Annotated in this window: 17 protein-coding genes; 7 read left to right on the top strand and 10 right to left on the bottom strand. The window is 63.3% G+C overall.

Translation table 11 applies throughout. The annotated features are described in order from the left end of the window. Positions 1-14: 14 nt before the first annotated feature. The gene (recX, locus tag ACTYOL_RS21295; RefSeq protein ID WP_197890599.1) at positions 15-485 is read left to right on the top strand and encodes a recombination regulator RecX; all 471 of its coding nucleotides are present in this window, start codon (positions 15-17) and stop codon (positions 483-485) included. 59 nt (positions 486-544) lie between these two features. Here the strand turns inward: recX and ACTYOL_RS21290 are convergent, their stop codons facing one another. After that, positions 545-1663 carry an LOG family protein gene (locus ACTYOL_RS21290; protein ID WP_197890601.1) on the bottom strand — a complete coding sequence of 373 codons (1119 nt, stop codon included), beginning with the start codon at positions 1661-1663 and terminating at the stop codon, positions 545-547. Positions 1664-2020: 357 nt separating this feature from the next. Here ACTYOL_RS21290 and ACTYOL_RS21285 point away from each other — a divergent pair, with 357 nt between their 5' ends. Then, positions 2021-2224 (top strand): hypothetical protein, encoded by a 204-nt coding sequence (locus tag ACTYOL_RS21285; RefSeq protein WP_112899004.1) that lies wholly within the window; start codon positions 2021-2023, stop codon positions 2222-2224. A gap of 1 nt (position 2225) precedes the next feature. On the opposite strand, the gene ACTYOL_RS21280 is transcribed toward ACTYOL_RS21285, so the two are convergent. Then, positions 2226-2648 carry a quorum-sensing-regulated virulence factor family protein gene (locus tag ACTYOL_RS21280; protein ID WP_054891025.1) on the bottom strand — a complete coding sequence of 141 codons (423 nt, stop codon included), beginning with the start codon at positions 2646-2648 and terminating at the stop codon, positions 2226-2228. A gap of 222 nt (positions 2649-2870) precedes the next feature. Here ACTYOL_RS21280 and ACTYOL_RS21275 point away from each other — a divergent pair, with 222 nt between their 5' ends. From ACTYOL_RS21275 to ACTYOL_RS21265, 3 genes are all read left to right on the top strand, one after another. After that, a complete protein-coding gene (locus tag ACTYOL_RS21275; RefSeq protein ID WP_065862255.1) occupies positions 2871-3581 on the top strand; it encodes a tRNA-uridine aminocarboxypropyltransferase in 711 nt (236 codons plus the stop codon). A 256-nt stretch (positions 3582-3837) separates the two neighbouring features. Continuing rightward, complete coding sequence (gene erdR / locus ACTYOL_RS21270) at positions 3838-4488, top strand: response regulator transcription factor ErdR (RefSeq protein ID WP_054891023.1); 651 nt, start codon at positions 3838-3840, stop codon at positions 4486-4488. 72 nt (positions 4489-4560) lie between these two features. Next, positions 4561-4926 carry a diacylglycerol kinase gene (locus tag ACTYOL_RS21265; RefSeq protein ID WP_054891022.1) on the top strand — a complete coding sequence of 122 codons (366 nt, stop codon included), beginning with the start codon at positions 4561-4563 and terminating at the stop codon, positions 4924-4926. Positions 4927-4929: 3 nt separating this feature from the next. On the opposite strand, the gene finR is transcribed toward ACTYOL_RS21265, so the two are convergent. Beyond that, complete coding sequence (gene finR, locus ACTYOL_RS21260; RefSeq protein WP_054891021.1) at positions 4930-5856, bottom strand: LysR family transcriptional regulator FinR; 927 nt, start codon at positions 5854-5856, stop codon at positions 4930-4932. 121 nt (positions 5857-5977) lie between these two features. Here finR and fpr point away from each other — a divergent pair, with 121 nt between their 5' ends. Beyond that, positions 5978-6757 (top strand): ferredoxin-NADP reductase, encoded by a 780-nt coding sequence (fpr, locus tag ACTYOL_RS21255; RefSeq protein WP_054891020.1) that lies wholly within the window; start codon positions 5978-5980, stop codon positions 6755-6757. A gap of 66 nt (positions 6758-6823) precedes the next feature. On the opposite strand, the gene tsaA is transcribed toward fpr, so the two are convergent. The 5 genes from tsaA to rimO all read right to left on the bottom strand — a co-directional run bounded on the left by tsaA (position 6824) and on the right by rimO (position 10759). Then, positions 6824-7519 (bottom strand): tRNA (N6-threonylcarbamoyladenosine(37)-N6)-methyltransferase TrmO, encoded by a 696-nt coding sequence (gene tsaA, locus ACTYOL_RS21250; protein WP_444757024.1) that lies wholly within the window; start codon positions 7517-7519, stop codon positions 6824-6826. A 7-nt stretch (positions 7520-7526) separates the two neighbouring features. Beyond that, complete coding sequence (locus ACTYOL_RS21245; RefSeq protein ID WP_054891018.1) at positions 7527-7988, bottom strand: DUF1456 family protein; 462 nt, start codon at positions 7986-7988, stop codon at positions 7527-7529. Between the two features lie 49 nt (positions 7989-8037). Next, on the bottom strand, positions 8038-8748 hold the full coding sequence (locus ACTYOL_RS21240) for an rRNA pseudouridine synthase (RefSeq protein WP_112899002.1): 711 nt from the start codon (positions 8746-8748) through the stop codon (positions 8038-8040). A gap of 111 nt (positions 8749-8859) precedes the next feature. Then, positions 8860-9318, bottom strand: a complete 459-nt coding sequence (locus tag ACTYOL_RS21235) for a GNAT family N-acetyltransferase (RefSeq protein ID WP_063545886.1) — start codon at positions 9316-9318, stop codon at positions 8860-8862. 109 nt (positions 9319-9427) lie between these two features. Continuing rightward, positions 9428-10759 (bottom strand): 30S ribosomal protein S12 methylthiotransferase RimO, encoded by a 1332-nt coding sequence (gene rimO, locus ACTYOL_RS21230; protein WP_063545885.1) that lies wholly within the window; start codon positions 10757-10759, stop codon positions 9428-9430. Positions 10760-11027: 268 nt separating this feature from the next. Here rimO and ACTYOL_RS21225 point away from each other — a divergent pair, with 268 nt between their 5' ends. Next, positions 11028-12926: a potassium transporter Kup gene (locus ACTYOL_RS21225; protein WP_444757023.1), complete on the top strand. Its 1899-nt coding sequence runs from the start codon at positions 11028-11030 to the stop codon at positions 12924-12926. 37 nt (positions 12927-12963) lie between these two features. Here the strand turns inward: ACTYOL_RS21225 and ACTYOL_RS21220 are convergent, their stop codons facing one another. Continuing rightward, positions 12964-14256: a virulence factor family protein gene (locus ACTYOL_RS21220; protein WP_125931573.1), complete on the bottom strand. Its 1293-nt coding sequence runs from the start codon at positions 14254-14256 to the stop codon at positions 12964-12966. Beyond that, positions 14256-16898 carry a bifunctional lysylphosphatidylglycerol flippase/synthetase MprF gene (gene mprF / locus ACTYOL_RS21215; RefSeq protein WP_444757022.1) on the bottom strand — a complete coding sequence of 881 codons (2643 nt, stop codon included), beginning with the start codon at positions 16896-16898 and terminating at the stop codon, positions 14256-14258. Before mprF ends, ACTYOL_RS21220 begins: the two co-directional genes overlap by 1 nt. Between the last annotated feature and the right edge of the window lie 176 nt (positions 16899-17074).

Here is a 17074-nt window from a genome sequence, read left to right as displayed (position 1 = left end):
CTGGTTGATCGCGCATGTCGTCCGTCGTACTCGACACCCCCGTCGCCGTTCGGCGGACAGCCATGGACCTGCTCGCGCGCCGCGAGCACGGTCGTGTCGAGCTGACGCGCAAGTTGCGTCAGCGCGGTGCCACCGATGAGCTGATCGAGCCTGCGCTCGATCGGCTTGCCGAGGAAGGGCTGCTCAGCGAGGCGCGCTACCTGGAAAGCTTCATTTCCTATCGCTCCAACTCCGGCTATGGCCCCGCACGTATTCGTGAGGACCTGAGTCAGCGAGGGCTGAACCGTGGCGATATCGATCAGGCACTGCGCGAGAGCGGTGTGGACTGGTCGGCCCGCCTACGGGACGTCTGGCAGCGCAAGTTCGCCGGGCAACGTCCTCAGGATCCCCGCAGTCGCGCGCAGCAAACGCGCTTTCTCGCCTACCGTGGTTTTTCCATGGACATGATCGGCCGGCTGCTCAGCGGGCGCGACCTCGATGATTGACGGCCAGTACGGCTGACCAGGCAGATATCTACCTGGTCAGCCGTACTGGCCTTTTTCGTTCAACTGACTTTCAGCGCTTCTCGCGCATGCTGGGTCGTGTGCATGGGCTCAGGTTTTGCCCAGTTTTCCGGCAGGTTGATGAAGTCCACCAGTTCACGAAGGCGCCCCTGATCACGGCCGCTGAAGGCGAAGGTCAGGCGGGTCAGGTGGTTGAAGTCGCCGACTTCATGTTCTGCGCTACTGTCGGGCTGTTGATGATACTTGCCGCTCAGGCGCAGGTCGGCAAAACCCTCCTGGATGTCGCATAGCGCAGCCTCGCTCAAGGGGTGCAGCATGCGGATCACGAACTGGTTCTTCAGCCAGCGGCTCGAGTGGTAGTTGCTATAGAACTGTTTGATCTCTTCAACGGCCTCGTCGGCACTGTGCACCAGGCGTACCAGCTTCAGGTCGCTGGGCAGGATATAGCGGTTCTCTTCCAACTGACGGCTGATGAAGTTCAGGGCATCCTGCCAGAAGCTGCCGCCAGGCGAGTCCAGCAGTACCACCGGCACCAGTGGGCTTTTACCGGTCTGGATCAGGGTCAGCACTTCCAGCGCTTCATCAAGGGTGCCGAAGCCACCCGGGCAAAGGACCAGTCCGTCGGCTTCCTTGACGAAGAACAGCTTGCGGATAAAGAAGAAGTGGAAGGGCAGCAGCTTGTCGGTGCCGTCTACCGTGGCATTGGCATGTTGCTCGAAAGGCAAGGTGATATTGAAACCCAGGCTGTTCTCGGCACCGGCGCCTTCGTGGGCAGCGGCCATGATGCCGCCGCCGGCACCGGTGATGACCATCAGCTCGGAGCGTGCCAGTGTGGCGCCCAGTTCCCGGGCCAGGGCATACATCGGGTGTTCCTGGGGTGTGCGCGCCGAGCCGAACACCGTGACTTTGCGTCGGCCCTTGTAGCGTTCGAGAGTACGGAAGGCGTGATCCAGTTCGCGCAGGGCCTGCAAGGTGATCTTGGCGTTCCAGCGGTTGGCGTCGTCGCTGGCCATGCGCAGTACGGTCAACATCATGTCGCGGTAGAGGGGCAGGTTGGGGCTGTTCGGCGCCACCAGTTGCAGTTGTTCGTCAATCCTGCCCAGGTCGATTCCCTGGTCGCTGAAGTGCTTGGACAGCAGTTCATTCGGTAGGTAAGGCATTCAACGTCTCCTTCTGCAGCAAAACCTCTGACCGGTCGATGGTGAGTACCGGCCACGACACTGCGTGTGTCGCTGGCTGCTGTGGCTCGAGTGTGCATCCCGAGCATTGCAGTAGGCCTTCAAGGCCGTGATGCAGTGGCTTGTATCCATCTTGTCTGTTTTCGTTGCGGATCCGGCAACGTCGTGGCGTCGGCAATCTCCTGTGCTTGCCGAAAATGCCTGTCGTTTGCTTTCAATCTAGACGCTGGCGCGCGATCGTGCCGGTTCGCTGAAGGTCAACCGTTCGTCTGATCGGATCCAATCCTTGCCGAGCTTTGTTTAACTGAGGGGCAGAGGGCGATGCAGGGAGGAAGAAGCATGCATCGGTTGGTCATCGAGGTGGACCTGCAGTTGTATGAACTGCTCAGGCGTGCGGCCCAGGACCATCACTTGAGCCTGGAGGGCGAGTGCCTGCGCAGGTTGCAAGGCGCCGACAGGCAATCACGTTACCTTCAGGCCCTGCTGGCGGATCTGCGCGCCGATGAGGAGCAGCGGCGCGCCAGCGACGATCAGGTCGCCTGAATCACTTCTTCTTGTTGCCAGCGGTGCAGCTGGCAGCGTCGAACGCCTGGTCCATGACCGGCTGGTTGGTCTTGTAGACGGTGAAGCGGTAGACCATCACCGCGCCCTTGGTCATCAGTTGGCGGTAGCCGGTGTTGCGGCAGACGCTGTCGCCCAGCTGGCTGCGCACCAGCGCCGGGTTTTCCAGCATGCGCTGGGCATGCTCTTCACGCACGCTCAGGTGGTTGACCAACGCCTTGCCCTTTTCAACAGTGTAGCCCTGATCGAGGATGTCTTCGTTGACGGCGCGTGGCGTGCCGACGCTGCTCTCCTTGGCAACCTTCTGCAGCATCTGGTTCAGCTCGTAGTCCTGCTTGGACGCTGCGTTGGCGGCAAGCGGCAGGGCGAGCATCAGGCTCAGGGTCGGGACGATAAGACGCAGCATGAATCTCTCCTGGTTCGGTGACTGGCGCTTTGACCCGCGCCGGCAGGCGGCGTTCCATGAACAGGTCGCGCTCCAGGCGCAGCCGCCGCCAAAGGCTCGATTATAAGGGAGCCTGGCAGTGGCCTGCACGGCAAACCTGCGCCCGCTCTGGTAGACTTGCACCTTTGTTTCCCGCCGAGTTGTCGCAGTGTCCATCCTATTCCCGTCGCCAGGCTTGCAGCCATGAGCCATGCGGTAGCGCGTCTGCGCGCCGAGCGTCTGGCGCGCAGCAACAAACCCTTCGTCGCCCGCGGTTCGCGAGCCGATCGCTGCCCGGACTGCCGGGTTATCGCCAGCCATTGCCTGTGCGCCTGGAAGCCTCGGGTCGACGCCCAGGCCGGCATGTGTCTGGTGATGCACGACACCGAGCCATTGAAGCCGACCAACACCGGCTGGCTGATCGCCGACCTGATCGAAGACACCTGGGCCTTCGGCTGGCAGCGCACGGATGTCGATGCGCGCTTGCTGGCGCTGCTCGAACAACCCCAGTGGCAGCCCTATATCGTCTTCCCTGGTGAGTTCGTCGCACAGGAGCGGGTGGTCAACGAAGTGGTGTGCGAGCCCGGCAAGCGGCCGCTGTTCATCCTGCTCGACGCCACCTGGACCGAAGCGCGCAAGATGTTTCGCAAGAGCCCGTACCTGGATCGCTTCCCGGTGCTGAGCCTGGAGGCCGAGCAGATGTCGCGCTACCGCCTGCGCCGCTCCAAGCGTGACGATCATTTCTGCACCGCGGAAGTGGCGGCCATGTGTCTGGACCTGGCCGGCGACAACCGTGCCTCCCAGGCGCTGGATGCCTACCTTGACGTGTTCAGCCTGCACTACTTGAGCGGCAAGCGACACCTGGCACTGGACGATCAGGATGAGCCGCATCAACGCTTGCATACCTTCCTATAGTCCAAGGGGCAAGCGAGCCGGATTGGTTCATACTGTCGAGCAGGTCGCCAGGGGGGGCGAGGCCGCCGGGCAATTGGCTTGACCACCCGGACGGTGCTCGGCATCCTTGGCGCCGATTCGGCCACGACGCAGCCGCCACCCCTGGTCTGCCTCGTGCCCTTGCCGCTGGCGGCGCCGTCGCCCGCGCCTTGAGTTGCCCGCCAGGCACAGGCCCCATACCCCGCAGCGCCTGGCACAGAACAGGACCCCTGGATCGATGGCTACATATGAAATCCTGATTGCCGATGACCATCCGCTGTTCCGTAGCGCCTTGCGCCAGGCCGTGACCCTTGGCCTCGGGCAGGACGTACGTCTGGTGGAGGTGGCAAGCATCGCCGAACTGGAAACCCGCCTGACCGAGAAATCCGACTGGGACCTGGTCCTGCTCGACTTGAACATGCCAGGTGCCTATGGCTTCTCCGGGCTGGTCCTGCTCCGCGGCCAATACCCGCAGATTCCGGTGGTGATGGTGTCGGCGCAGGAAGAGGCGGCCGTGGTGGTCAAGTCCCGTGAGTTCGGGGCCAGCGGTTTCATTCCCAAGTCCAGCCCGCTGGAAACCATCCAGGACGCCGTGCGCAAGGTGCTCGACGGCGAAGTGTGGTGGCCGCCGCAGGCGTTCGAAAAGGTTGATGTGTCGGCCGAGGCAAAAGCCGCCAGCGAAGGGCTCGCAAGCCTGACGCCGCAGCAGTTCCGGGTGCTGACCATGGTCTGCGAAGGTTTGTTGAACAAGCAGATCGCCTACGAGCTGAGCGTTTCGGAGGCGACCATCAAGGCCCACGTCACCGCGATCTTCCGCAAGCTGGGCGTGCGCACCCGGACCCAGGCCGCCTTGCTGCTGCAACAACTTGAATCGGTTTCAGCCAACTGAGCCTTCCGGCTTCACGCTTTTTTGACCCAGGCTGGACTAGCCTGCAGGTCTTTTTCAGGTGAATTGACTCACATGTCGCCATTCAAGGGCCAGACCGGCCTGAAACGCATCTTCAATGCCGCCGGCTATTCGCTCGACGGCCTGCGCGCCGCCTTCAAGGGCGAGGCTGCCTTCCGCCAACTGGTGCTGCTCAATGTGCTGCTGATCCCGACTGCCTTCTGGTTGCCGGTCAGTCGCGGCGAGCGTGCGATCCTGATCGCGGTGTGTCTGCTGGGGCTGATCGTCGAGCTGCTCAACTCGGCGGTCGAGGCTGCCATCGACCGCATTTCGCTGGACCGTCACCCCTTGTCGAAGAACGCCAAGGACATGGGCAGTGCTGCGCAATTGGTGGCAATGAGCATGGTGGCGCTGGTCTGGGGCGTAATCCTGCTCGGCTGACGCTCAGGCGATGGTCGGCAGCACGATCTCGTCGCTGCGCTGCACCCCCGCAGTGAAGCTGCGGCACAGCTCGAGAAACTCACGCATGGCCGAGGTCTGGTACTTCTGCTTGTGCCAGATGAAGTAGAACTGGCGCAGCAGATCCAGCTCCGGGGTTTCCACTGCCACCAGGCTGCCGCGCCTGAAAGCGTCGCGCAGCGCGAGGCGTGAAATGCAGCCGATCCCCAGACCCGACTCCACGGCGCGCTTGATCGCTTCCGTATGTTCAAGCTCCAGGCGGATGTTCAGGTTGGCGCGGTGGTGGCGCATGGCCTGGTCAAAGGTCAGGCGGGTGCCTGAGCCTTGTTCGCGCAAGATCCACGCCTCCTGGGACAAGGCCTCGATATTGGCGCGGCCGACCTTGGCCAGCGGATGTTGCGGGGCGCAGAACACCACCAGTTCGTCCTCGACCCAGGGTTGCACCTCCAGGTCAGGGTGGTTGCAGTCACCCTCGATAAGACCCAGGTCAATTTCGTAGTGCGCCACCTGTTGCACAATGTGCGCTGTATTCTGCACGTGCAGCTTGACCTGGCTTTCCGGGTGCACCTGCATGAAGCTGCCGATCAGCAGCGTTGCCAGGTAGTTGCCGATGGTCAGGGTGGCGCCGACGGCGAGCGAGCCGAAGCCGGACTTGCCATTGAGCAGGTCTTCGATTTCCTTGGCCTGGTCGAGCAGGGCTACTGCTTGGGGCAGCAACTGATGGCCCAGGGCGTTGAGGCTCAGACGCTTGCCGGCGCGATCGAACAGCTGGCAGCTGGACTGGCGCTCCAGTTCGGTGATGGAAGTACTGGCCGCCGACTGCGAAAGGGCCAGTACATTGGCCGCTCGCGATACGCTTTGATGCTGGGCGACGGCGACGAAGACTTGAAGCTGGCGGAGAGTGAATCGCATATCTATATAACCGATAAGTCATATCTTGATAATTCAGTTAACAGATATTCTCGCTGCCCCTAAACTATCGCGCAACTGCGCGTCTTGCGCGCGCCGCGTTTTTCTTCAGGAGCCCCACTAGATGAGCAACATGAACCACGAACGTGTCCTCAGTGTGCATCACTGGAACGACACCCTGTTCAGCTTCAAGTGCACCCGCGACCCGGGCCTGCGCTTCGAGAACGGTCAGTTCGTGATGATCGGCCTGCAGCAGGAAAGCGGCCGTCCGCTCATGCGTGCCTATTCGATCGCTTCGCCGAACTGGGAAGAGCATCTGGAGTTCTTCAGCATCAAGGTGCCGGACGGTCCGCTGACCTCCCAGCTGCAGCACCTGAAGGAAGGCGACGAGATCATCATCAGCAAGAAACCGACCGGCACCCTGGTGCTGGACGACCTGAACCCGGGCAAGCACCTGTACCTGCTGAGCACCGGCACCGGCCTGGCACCGTTCATGAGCGTGATCCAGGACCCGGAAACCTACGAGCGTTTCGAAAAGGTCATCCTGGTGCATGGCGTGCGCTACGTGAACGAAGTCGCCTACCGCGAGTTCATCACCGAGCACTTGCCACAGAATGAATTCTTCGGTGAAGCGGTGCGTGAGAAGCTGATCTATTACCCGACCGTGACCCGCGAGCCGTTCGAGAACCAGGGCCGCCTGACCGACCTGATGCGCAGCGGCAAGCTGTTCAGCGACATCGGCCTGCCTCCGATCAACCCGCAGGACGACCGTGCGATGATCTGCGGCAGCCCGAGCATGCTCGACGAGACCAGCGAAGTGCTCGACAGCTTCGGCCTGAAGATCTCGGCGCGTATGCGCGAGCCAGGTGATTACCTGATCGAGCGTGCATTCGTCGAGAAGTAAGGCGAATTGCGGCATAAAAAAACGCAGACCAGGGTCTGCGTTTTTTTATGCCTGGAGAATGTGAGTTCAGGTTTCGCGTGCAACCTCCAGCACCCGGATCACTTCCGGCTGGGGATAATGCCAGCGCACCTGCACATCCCAGAACTTTACCCCGTAGACGCGTTCCGCAGGCGGCACCTGGTAGGCCGGGCGCGGGTCCTGGGCCAGGCACTGCTCGATGAGTTCCACCAGTGGTTCTGCCAGGCGCAGAGCATGTTTGTGGGCCTGGTGCAGGGCACTATCGGTCCACTGCACGTTGATCGGCAGTGGCGCATCGCTGGCCATCTGGTTGACGGCATTGTCGATGCTGTCGGCGTAGGGCACGTAGGGTTTGATATCCAGCACTGGGGTACCGTCCAGCAGGTCGATGCCGGACAAGAGCAGACGCCCCGGCTCCACGCCCTCGAGGCGCACCACCGACTGGCCAATACCATTGGGGCGATGGGTGGCGCGCGTGGCGAACACGCCCATGCTCTTGTTGCCGCCCAGGCGCGGTGGGCGCACCTTCAGCCGGGGCTTTTCTTCCAGTGCTTGATGGAACAGGAACAGCAGCCACACGTGGCTGACCTGCTCCAGGCCCTGTACCGCGTCACCCTGGTCGAACGGCGGCAGCAGCTCCAGCACGCCACGTGCGGCAGGCGCCAGGCGCGGCTGGCGGGGAATGGCGAACTTCTCCTTGAAGCAGGAACGGACGATGCCCACCGGTGTGACGCTGTGCTGCATGATCGGCTCAGCCACGTACGCGAAGGGTCAGGCCCTTGAGGAAGTTGCGCAGCAACTGGTCCTGGCAGGGCCGGTAGTTGTCATGCCCGACCTTGCGAAACAGCGCGCTGAGTTCGGGCTTGGACACCGCGAAATTGACCGACTTGAGAATCGCGTGCAGGTCATCTTCCTTGAGCTCGAACGCCACCCGCAGTTTCTTCAGCACGGTGTTGTTGGTCACCGGCAGCTCGACGGGCTGGGGCGCACGGCTGTCGTCCTTGCCACGGCGATGGATCACCAGGCCATCGAGAAAATGGGCCATGACGCGTTCCGGGCAGCGCACGTAGCCGGCTTCGTCTTCCTTCTTGATGTAGCCGGCAAGGACCACCGGGTTCACTTCAAGGCCGGACAGGGCGATGATTTCGGCCATCTTGGCGTCGTTCACCTTGAGCATGTAGCGCAGGCTGCGCAGGACATCGTTGTGGTTCATGTGACTCGAATCCTTTTCAGGGCCGCACCTGGCGGCGCGGCGGTATCGCTTAGAAACGTTCGCTGGCGGCCAGGTAGCGCCACTGGCCCAGGGGCAGCTTGCCCATCGACACACCACCCAGGCGAATGCGACGCATACCGAGCATTTCCAGGCGAAGGTAGGCGCACAGTTCGGAAATCTGCCCAGGCTGCGGGTTTTTCAACACCAGGCGCAGGTGGGTTTCGTTCTGCCAGCTGGCCTTGGCCCGCGGCAGTTCCCGGTCATTGCGCGTGGCACCACGGGCCAGGCGCTCGAGCGCCTGCGGTGTGGTTTCACCGCGTACCTCGATGATGTATTCCTGCTCCAGGCGACGCAGGTCGGCGTCGATCTTGCGGGTCACCCGCCAGTCCTGGGTGAATACCTGCAGGCCGCTGGCGCCGCGTTCGAGCGGGGCGAGGCAAGTCAATCTGGCGAAGTGCCCGTGCAGGGGGCGCACGCCTTCGCGGTGGGCTTCGCTGAGGCTTGCCAGGTTCATGCTGGCGCGGGCAGCTTCACTGTCCTGGCCCTTGGGCTGGTTGAGCAGCAGGGTAACCGGCTCCAGTGTTTCGGCACGGGCACCCGGGAGCAGTTCGACACGCTGAGTTTCAACCTTGAACTGCGGTTGCTCGACCACGACTCCATCGACCGTGACCCAGCCGCCCTCGATGTACAGTTCGGCCTCGCGGCGGGAGCAGCCGAGCTGTTCGATGAGGCGTTTGGACAGGCGGACGGGTTCGGACATGAGCAGACATTCGCAGGGCAGGGAAAGGTGTCCATTGTACCCGTCCGAGCCGTGCTGCGGCTGGGAATCTGTGCCATTTCGGCCATTTGCACAGCGGTGGCGGCGCAGTTGCTAGCCCTGTGGGCGGATCAGTCGCATATGCAGCAGCGGATACGGCTGACCCAAGCCATCGGTTTCCGAGCGGCCCGCTATCTCGAAGCCCTCATGCAGGTAGAAACCCAGCGCCTGGGGGTTCTGTTCGTTGACGTCCAGGCGATCGGCGTTGAGCTCGGAAATGGCGTGGTGCAGCAGGCGCTTGCCAACGCCTTGGCCGCGGTGCTCAGGGGCGACGAAGAGCATGTCGACACGGCCATTGGCGACGCCGGTGAAGCCGAGGATCCTGCGTCGAGTGTCCCGGCAGCAGACCAGCATCACGGCGTCCAGATAGCGGCGCAGTACATGGTCGCGCAGCAGCACGATGTAGGCGTCGGGGAGAAAGTCATGAGTGGCGCGCACCGATGCTTCCCAGATACGGACCAGTTCGGGGTAGTCGCTGTAGTGGGGGGTATGTAGCGTCAGGTGCAAGGACATTCTGTATTCCTCGGGTAGTGAGGAAAACATAGATGCTGCAGCACAGGTGTGCGGATTTTTTCTGTCTGGCAGGCCCTTTCGCGGTGTTACGCGCGAAAGGGCGTGACGATCAGATGGGCTCGGCCCACATGTCGTATTCGTCGGCATCGACAATACGGCAACGGACCTTGTCGCCCGGCTTGAAGCCGTGGTCACCGTCGATGAACACGCTACCGTCGATTTCCGGCGCGTCGAAGAAGCTGCGACCTACCGAGCCCTGTTCCTCGACCTCGTCGATCAGTACCTCGATCTCCTTGCCGATACGCAGTTGCAGGCGTGCAGTGCTGATCGCCTGCTGGTGGGCCATGAAGCGGTCCCAGCGATCCTGCTTGACGTCATCCGGGACTTCTTCCAGGCCCAGGTCGTTGGCTGGGGCGCCCTCGACCGGCGAGTACTGGAAGCAGCCGACGCGGTCGAGCTGGGCTTCGGTCAGCCAGTCGAGCAGGTACTGGAAGTCCTCTTCGGTTTCGCCGGGGAAGCCGACGATGAAGGTCGAGCGGATCACCAGCTCCGGGCACTGCTCGCGCCAGTTCTTGATGCGCGCCAGGGTACGGTCCTCGAAGGCCGGGCGTTTCATGGCCTTGAGCACCTTGGGGCTGGCGTGCTGGAACGGGATGTCCAGGTACGGCAGGATCTTGCCGGCGGCCATCAACGGGATCACGTCATCGACGTTGGGGTAGGGGTAGACATAGTGCAGGCGCACCCAGGCGCCCAGGCTGCTCAGCGCTTCGCACAGCTCGAGCATGCGGGTCTTGACCGGGCGACCGTTCCAGAAGTCGGTCTTGTACTTGACGTCGACGCCATAGGCGCTGGTGTCCTGGGAAATCACCAGGATCTCCTTGACGCCAGCCTTCACCAGGCGCTCGGCCTCGCTCAGCACTTCGCCGACCGGGCGGCTGACCAGCTTGCCACGCATCGACGGGATGATGCAGAAGCTGCAGCTGTGGTTACAGCCTTCGGAAATCTTCAGGTAGGCGTAGTGGCGCGGGGTCAGCTTGACACCCTGCGGCGGCACCAGGTCGATCAGCGGGTTGTGGTCCTGGCGCGGTGGCACCACCTCGTGTACGGCATTGACCACCTGCTCGTATTGCTGTGGGCCGGTGACCGACAGCACGCTGGGGTGCACGTCGCGAATGGTGCCTTCCTCGACACCCATGCAGCCGGTGACGATGACCTTGCCGTTTTCCTTGATCGCTTCGCCGATCACTTCCAGCGACTCGGCCTTGGCGCTGTCGATGAAGCCGCAGGTGTTGACCACCACCACGTCGGCATCTTCGTAGGTCGGAACGACTTCATAGCCTTCCATGCGCAGTTGGGTGAGGATGCGCTCGGAGTCGACCAGGGCCTTGGGGCAGCCCAGGGAGACAAAGCCGACCTTCGGCGTGGCGGGAGTGGTGGACATGACTAACCTCGGTATTGAAACAGGTCGCGCCTGCCAGTGGCGGCGCGATCCGGGCGGGCGTTTTTGGCGCCTCTGATCAAAAAGTGCGCAATTCTAGCGAGCGCAAGGTCGCTTGACCAGCAGAAAAGCGACGAGCGCTGCGCTATGCTTCGCGCCGTTGTGTCCGGGTAGCAATGATAGCCGGATGACGACAGCGGTCCGGGCGCTGCGAGCATGGCGTCCGGTGCGAATACTACCGGCCCCGAGGGGCCGTCTGCGGGAGTGGTCGATGGTTCAGGCAAGCAGTCACGCCGAGGGTGGGCATGGGGCGGCACGCCCTTTGGGCCTGCTGGTGGCAGCTGTTGGGGTGGTCTATGGCGATATCGGTACCAGCCCGTTGTATACCCTCAAGGAAGTCTTTACCGGCGGTTATGGCGTACAGGTCGACCACGACGGGGTGCTGGGCATCCTGTCGCTGATTCTCTGGTCGCTGCTGTGGGTCGTGTCGTTCAAGTACGTGATGTTCATCCTGCGTGCCGACAACCAGGGCGAGGGCGGCACCATGGCGCTCACCGCACTGGCGCGGCGTGCCACGGCCGCGCATCCGCGGCTGCGCATGCTGATGGTTGGCTGCGGGCTGGTCGGGGCCTCGCTGTTCTATGGCGACAGCATGATCACCCCGGCAGTCTCGGTGCTGTCGGCGGTCGAGGGCATGGGGCTGGCGTTCGACGGCATCGACCACTGGGTGGTGCCGATCTCGCTGGTGGTGCTGGTGGCACTGTTCCTGGTGCAGAAGCATGGTACCGAGAAGATCGGCAAGGCCTTTGGGCCGATCATGGTTGCCTGGTTCCTCGTGCTGGCTGCGCTCGGCGTGCATGGCATCCAGCAAAGCCCGGAAGTGCTCAAGGCGTTCAATCCCGGGTGGGCGTTGAACTTCTTTATCGTCCATCCTGGGATGGGCGTGGCGATTCTCGGTGCGGTGGTGCTGGCGCTGACCGGTGCCGAGGCGCTGTACGCCGACATGGGCCACTTCGGGCGCAAGCCGATCGCCCGTGCCTGGTTTGCCCTGGTGCTGCCAGCGTTGGTGCTCAACTACTTCGGCCAGGGCGCGATGCTGCTGCAAAACCCCGAGGCCGCGCGCAACCCCTTCTACCTGCTGGCGCCAAGCTGGGCGCTGCTGCCGCTGGTCGGGCTGGCGACCATGGCTACGGTGATTGCCTCCCAGGCGGTGATTTCCGGCGCCTTCTCCCTGACCCGCCAGGCCATTCAGCTGGGCTACGTGCCGCGCATGCAGATCCAGCACACCTCCAGTGACGAGCAGGGGCAGATCTACATTGGCGCCGTGAACTGGACCCTGATGGTCGGCGTGGTGCTGCTGGTGATCGGCTTCGAGTCTTCCGGCGCCCTGGCTGCGGCCTACGGGGTCGCGGTGACCGGCACCATGCTCATGACCACCATCCTGGTTTCTGCGGTGATGCTGCTGCTGTGGAAATGGCCACCGGTGCTGGCAGTGCCGCTGCTGGTGGGGTTCCTGTTGGTGGATGGGCTGTTCTTCGCCGCCAACGTGCCGAAGATCGTGCAGGGTGGTGCTTTCCCGGTACTGGCGGGGATCGTGCTGTTCGTGTTGATGAGCACCTGGAAGCGTGGCAAGCAGATTCTCGTCGAGCGTATCGATGAGGGTGGCCTGCCGTTGCCGGTATTCATCAGCAGCATTCGTGTGCAGCCACCGCATCGCGTCGAGGGGACGGCGGTGTTCCTCACGGCGCGTGCCGATGCGGTGCCCCATGCGTTGTTGCACAACATGCTGCACAACCAGGTGCTGCACAGCCAGGTCGTACTGTTGACGGTGGTCAGCGAGGATCGGCCGCGGGTACCGGAGTCGGAGCGCTTCGAGGTCGAGGCCTATGGCGACGGGTTCTTCCGCGTATTGCTGCACTTTGGCTTCATGGATGAACCGGACGTACCGGCGGCACTGCGGCTGTGCCATCTGGAAGAGCTGGATTTCAGCCCCATGCGCACCACCTACTTCCTCAGCCGCGAGACGGTGATCGCCTCGCGCCTGGAAGGCATGGCGCGCTGGCGCGGGAACCTGTTCGCGTTCCTGCTGAAGAATGCCAACGGCAACTTGCGCTTCTTCAACCTGCCGCTGAACCGGGTGATCGAGCTGGGAACCCAGGTCGAGATCTGATTGAAACAACAAGGGCCGCGATGCGGCCCTTGTTGTTTTACTGCTCGGCGACGTTCGACTTGCCCTGGCGGGTCTCGATCTCGCCGATCAGGCGCTTGGCCAGCGCCGGGTAGTTTTCGTCGAAGTGATGACCGCCTGGCAGCTTCATGCGCTCGCCCACGGCCGTCTTGTCGGTGCAGCCGCTCTCGTCGGTTTCTTCCACACCATAGATGCACACCACCTTGGCGGCAGGCAGCTTGGCCATCTCCGGCCCGGTCGGGGCCTCCTGGCCTTCCTTGCCCAGCCAGCCTTCCACTTCGATCTCGAAGCTGCCACTGCGGGCGAAGGCCAGCAGGATCACCGCGTCGATGCGCTTCTGGTCGGCCTCCGGCAGGCGATTGTAGATCGCCGGCAGTACATCGGCACCGAACGAATAGCCGGTCAGCACGAAGCGTTTGGTACCCCATTTCTGCCGATAGTGCTGCATCAGCTCCGACAGATCGGCAGCGCTCTGTTCTGGCGTCTTGTGCTGCCAGTAGTAGCGCAGGGTGTCGATGCCGACCACCGGGTAGCCGAGCTTGGCCATCTCGCCCGCCACGTCGCGGTCCAGGTCGCGCCAGCCGCCGTCACCGGAGAGGAACAGGGTGACGGTGTCTGTGGTCTGGCCGGCTGGCACTTCCACCACGGGAATGGCCAGGGCGTTGCCATCGCGCCCCACCAAGGCCTGGGTCAGCTGGGCCTTGAGTACCTGCGGCAGGTGAATGTCATAGTCGCTGATGCTGGTCTCGGCGTTGGCCTGGTCGCGCACGAAGGCAGCGCTGGCGTCGTCGGGGTTATCGTTCCAGGCCACGTTCCAGTGACCGTGGGCAGCGGTTTTAGGCAGCTCAAGCTTGCAGTCTGGTTGTTCGAGGTTGAAGTCGACCGAGATGGCTCGGGCCTTGTCGTCGTTCTGCCCGGCCAGCCAGCGCCAGGCCTGCGAGGCGCCTGGCCCGATGCCGGCAACCAGGGTCGGCTTGCCGGAGAGCTTGCCCATGGCCTGGTCCAATGCCACTTGCTGCTTGCTGCAGTCGCCGGTCGGCAGGATCACCTGCACCAGTTGCGCTTCACCGGCCTGGCTGAGATCCAGCAGTTGCTTGTCGGTCAGTGCCTGGTCATGGGGTACGCCAACCGCGACCAGGGTCTTGGCGCGCACGCCGGGCGTGACCCGGGTCAGATTACTGCCATCGTCCAGGGTGAAGTGCTCGATACGGGCTTCGGGGGCAGGGCGGGTCCATAGCCAGAAGGCCCCACCGCCAGCCAGCACGGCGAGCAGCAGGGGGATCAGCAGGTACAACCAGTAACGTCGGGTCATCAGCGTTTCACCAATCCAGTCAGGCCGCCAGCAATCAGGGCGGCGGTATCAGCCAGTGCAACCAGGGGGTCCAGCCCGGCTGGCACAGCCATGTAACGGGGTTCCCAGTCCGGCTGGAACTTGTCCTTGAAGCGCCGCAGGCCCTGGAAGTTGTAGAGCTGCTCGCCGCGCTGGAACACCATCGAACCCAAGCGTTGGGTCAGCGGTGCGCCGCGACGCGGTTGCAGGCCGGAAAGCGGGACCATGCCCAGGCTGAAGCGGGCGTAGTCGTGGCTTTTGTAATGCAGGATGAGGCCAAGCATCATGAATTCCATGGTCAGCTTCGGTGCCTCGGGATGCGCGCGCATCAGGTCCAGGCTGGCCAACTCGTTGCTGTGGGTTTCCAGCAGGTTGGCGAAGGCCACCGGGCGGCCCTGGAAGCGGATCAGTGCAATACGGAAATGTTGCAGGTACTCCGGGCTGAAGCGGCCCAGGGAGAAGCCTTTTTCGCGCACGTTCTTGCCAGCCAGCCAGGCGTCGGAGATTTCCCTGAGCTCCTGCAGGGGCGCATGCCCGGGTTCGTGGACTTCCAGGGTCAGGCCGTCGCGGCCGCCACGGTTCCAGGTGTAGCGCAGGTCCTTCATCTCCTTGCCCTTGGCTTCGAGGTCGAAGCGGCGCAGGTCGACCCGTGCCTCTTCGCCAAGCTTGATCGCGGTCAGGCCGATGTCCATGTAGAACGGCAGATTTTCCGCACGCACCTGGTAGAACACCGGGCGGGCGTGGTGCAGGTCGCAGAGGTCGCGGAACTGCCAGATCATTTCGGCACGCTCCTGGGCCGGGCCGATCGGGTCGTACAAGGCGACCAGGCTGCGGCCGCGACGGGCATACATGAGGAAGGCGTTGTCGTTGGGGTGGAACAGCAGCGCCTTGTCACCGGTCAGGGCCAGGCCCCCGTCGGGCTGATCGGACGCCAGCAGAATGCGGTTGGCGCGCTGCAGTTCGTCTTCGCTCGGCAGGTGAATCACCGGGCGCGCGGTGCGTAGCAGCCAGGTCAGGGCGACGATCACCAGCAGTACTGCACTGCCCAGTGCAGCGCGCAGGCCGCGCGGAGCATCGGCGTCGAGGGTGAATTGCCACCACAGTTTGTGGCTGTAGGGGACGTCCTGATAGGCGAACAGCAGCAGCCATACCGAGGCACCGACCACGCAAGCGCTGGCTACCAGGTAGATCGGCGAGAACGGCAGCTCCAACAGGCGGCTGGGGCGATAGAACGAGCGCCGGAACAGGGCGAGCAGGGCGGTGGTGAAGATCATCATCGACGCCTCTTCCCAGTCGAAGCCCTTGAGCAGCGACAGCAGTGCGCCGGTCAGCAGCAACACCGTGGTCAACAGCCAGGCCGCTGACAGGCGGCGACGCAGGCCCTGTGCCAGCAACAGGCAGAGGACGCCGATCAGGCTTGCGCCGAAGTGCGAGGCGTCGATCAGTCGATGTGGGATGAGAAAGCCCATGTGCTCCAGGCGGCTATCGATCTCTGGGGTAACGCCGGAGAACAACAGCACCACGCCGGACAGAAACACCAGGATCGCCAACACAGGAGCGGCGAGCCCGGATGCAGCCTTGATCGCCTGTTGGGCGAACAGCAGGCGGCGGGCCTCGTTTACCAGTAGCAGAACGCAGGCCACCAGCAACGGCAGTACCACGTAGATCAGGCGATACAGCAGCAGTGCCGCGGCCAGGGGCGCCGCGCCCAGCTCGTTGGCGAAGGCGGCGAGCAGGATCGCTTCGAACACGCCGACGCCGCCGGGCACGTGGCTGAGTACGCCAGCGGCGAGGGCCAGCAGGTAGACCAGTACGAAAGCGCCGAATGGCGGGGCTTCGGGCAACAGCAGGTAGAGCACCGTGGCGGCGGCTGCGACGTCCAGCGCGGTGATGAGCAGTTGCAGGGCGGTCAGGCGTGCACCGGGCAGGCGCAGGGTGCGACGTCCGACCTGCACCAGCAGATTGTCGGCCAGAGGTTGCTCGGCGGCGCGGCGGCGATAGAGCCCCATGGCCAGGACGGCGCAGGCCAGCAATACCGCAACGGCGACGCTGCCCAGCAGTGTCGGGGACATGCGCAATGCGGTGGAGGCCGCGGTGAGGTCGCTCAAGGTGGCCACTGCTGCCAGCGGAGGCAGTGCGCAGCCCAGCGAGAGGCTGGCGAACACGGTCATCCGCGCGACTTCTGCAGCCCCCAGCCCCTTGCGCGCATAAAGGCGATAGCGCACCGAACCACCGGAAAGCATCGACAGGCCGATGGCATTGCCGATGGCGAACGCACTGAAACCACCCAGCACAAGCGTGCGGGGTGGAAGCTTGACACCTGCATAGCGGGCCGCGGACCACTCGTATCCCAGCAGGGTCACGAAACCTGCCACCGTGGCCAGCAAAGCACCGAGCAGCGCCTGCTTGGGCACGCTGAGCATGGCGTCATGCAAGGCATAGATGTCCAGCTCGCTCAGCAGGTGCCGGCAGGCGATCAGCGCCATGGCGAACAACAGCAGGGTTATCGCCAGTCCGATGGGCTGGCGGTATTTGCTGAGGCGTTCGAGCCACGGCAGACGCTGTGCTGCCGCAGGCAGGGCTGCGGTGATCGGGGCCTGGGAGTCTGGAGAGCGGGAGGTCATGAAATACCTCGTGCGGCGAGCGCGAGGGGGAGGAGACGTGCGGCCAAGTGAAAGTCCCTTTGGAAAACGTGTCCAGATAGTACTCCGGGTGGAGTAGGTTTATCCGTTTCAGGTTAGTTAAAGTTAGTTCATTGAGGTGCCAGACAAAGGGCAAAGCGCGTACGACAGGATGTTTT

It is taken from the genome of Pseudomonas sp. A014 (assembly GCF_052378495.1).
GTDB classification, from domain to species: Bacteria; Pseudomonadota; Gammaproteobacteria; order Pseudomonadales; family Pseudomonadaceae; genus Aquipseudomonas; species Aquipseudomonas machongensis.
This window is presented reverse-complemented; position numbering and strand designations above follow the sequence as displayed.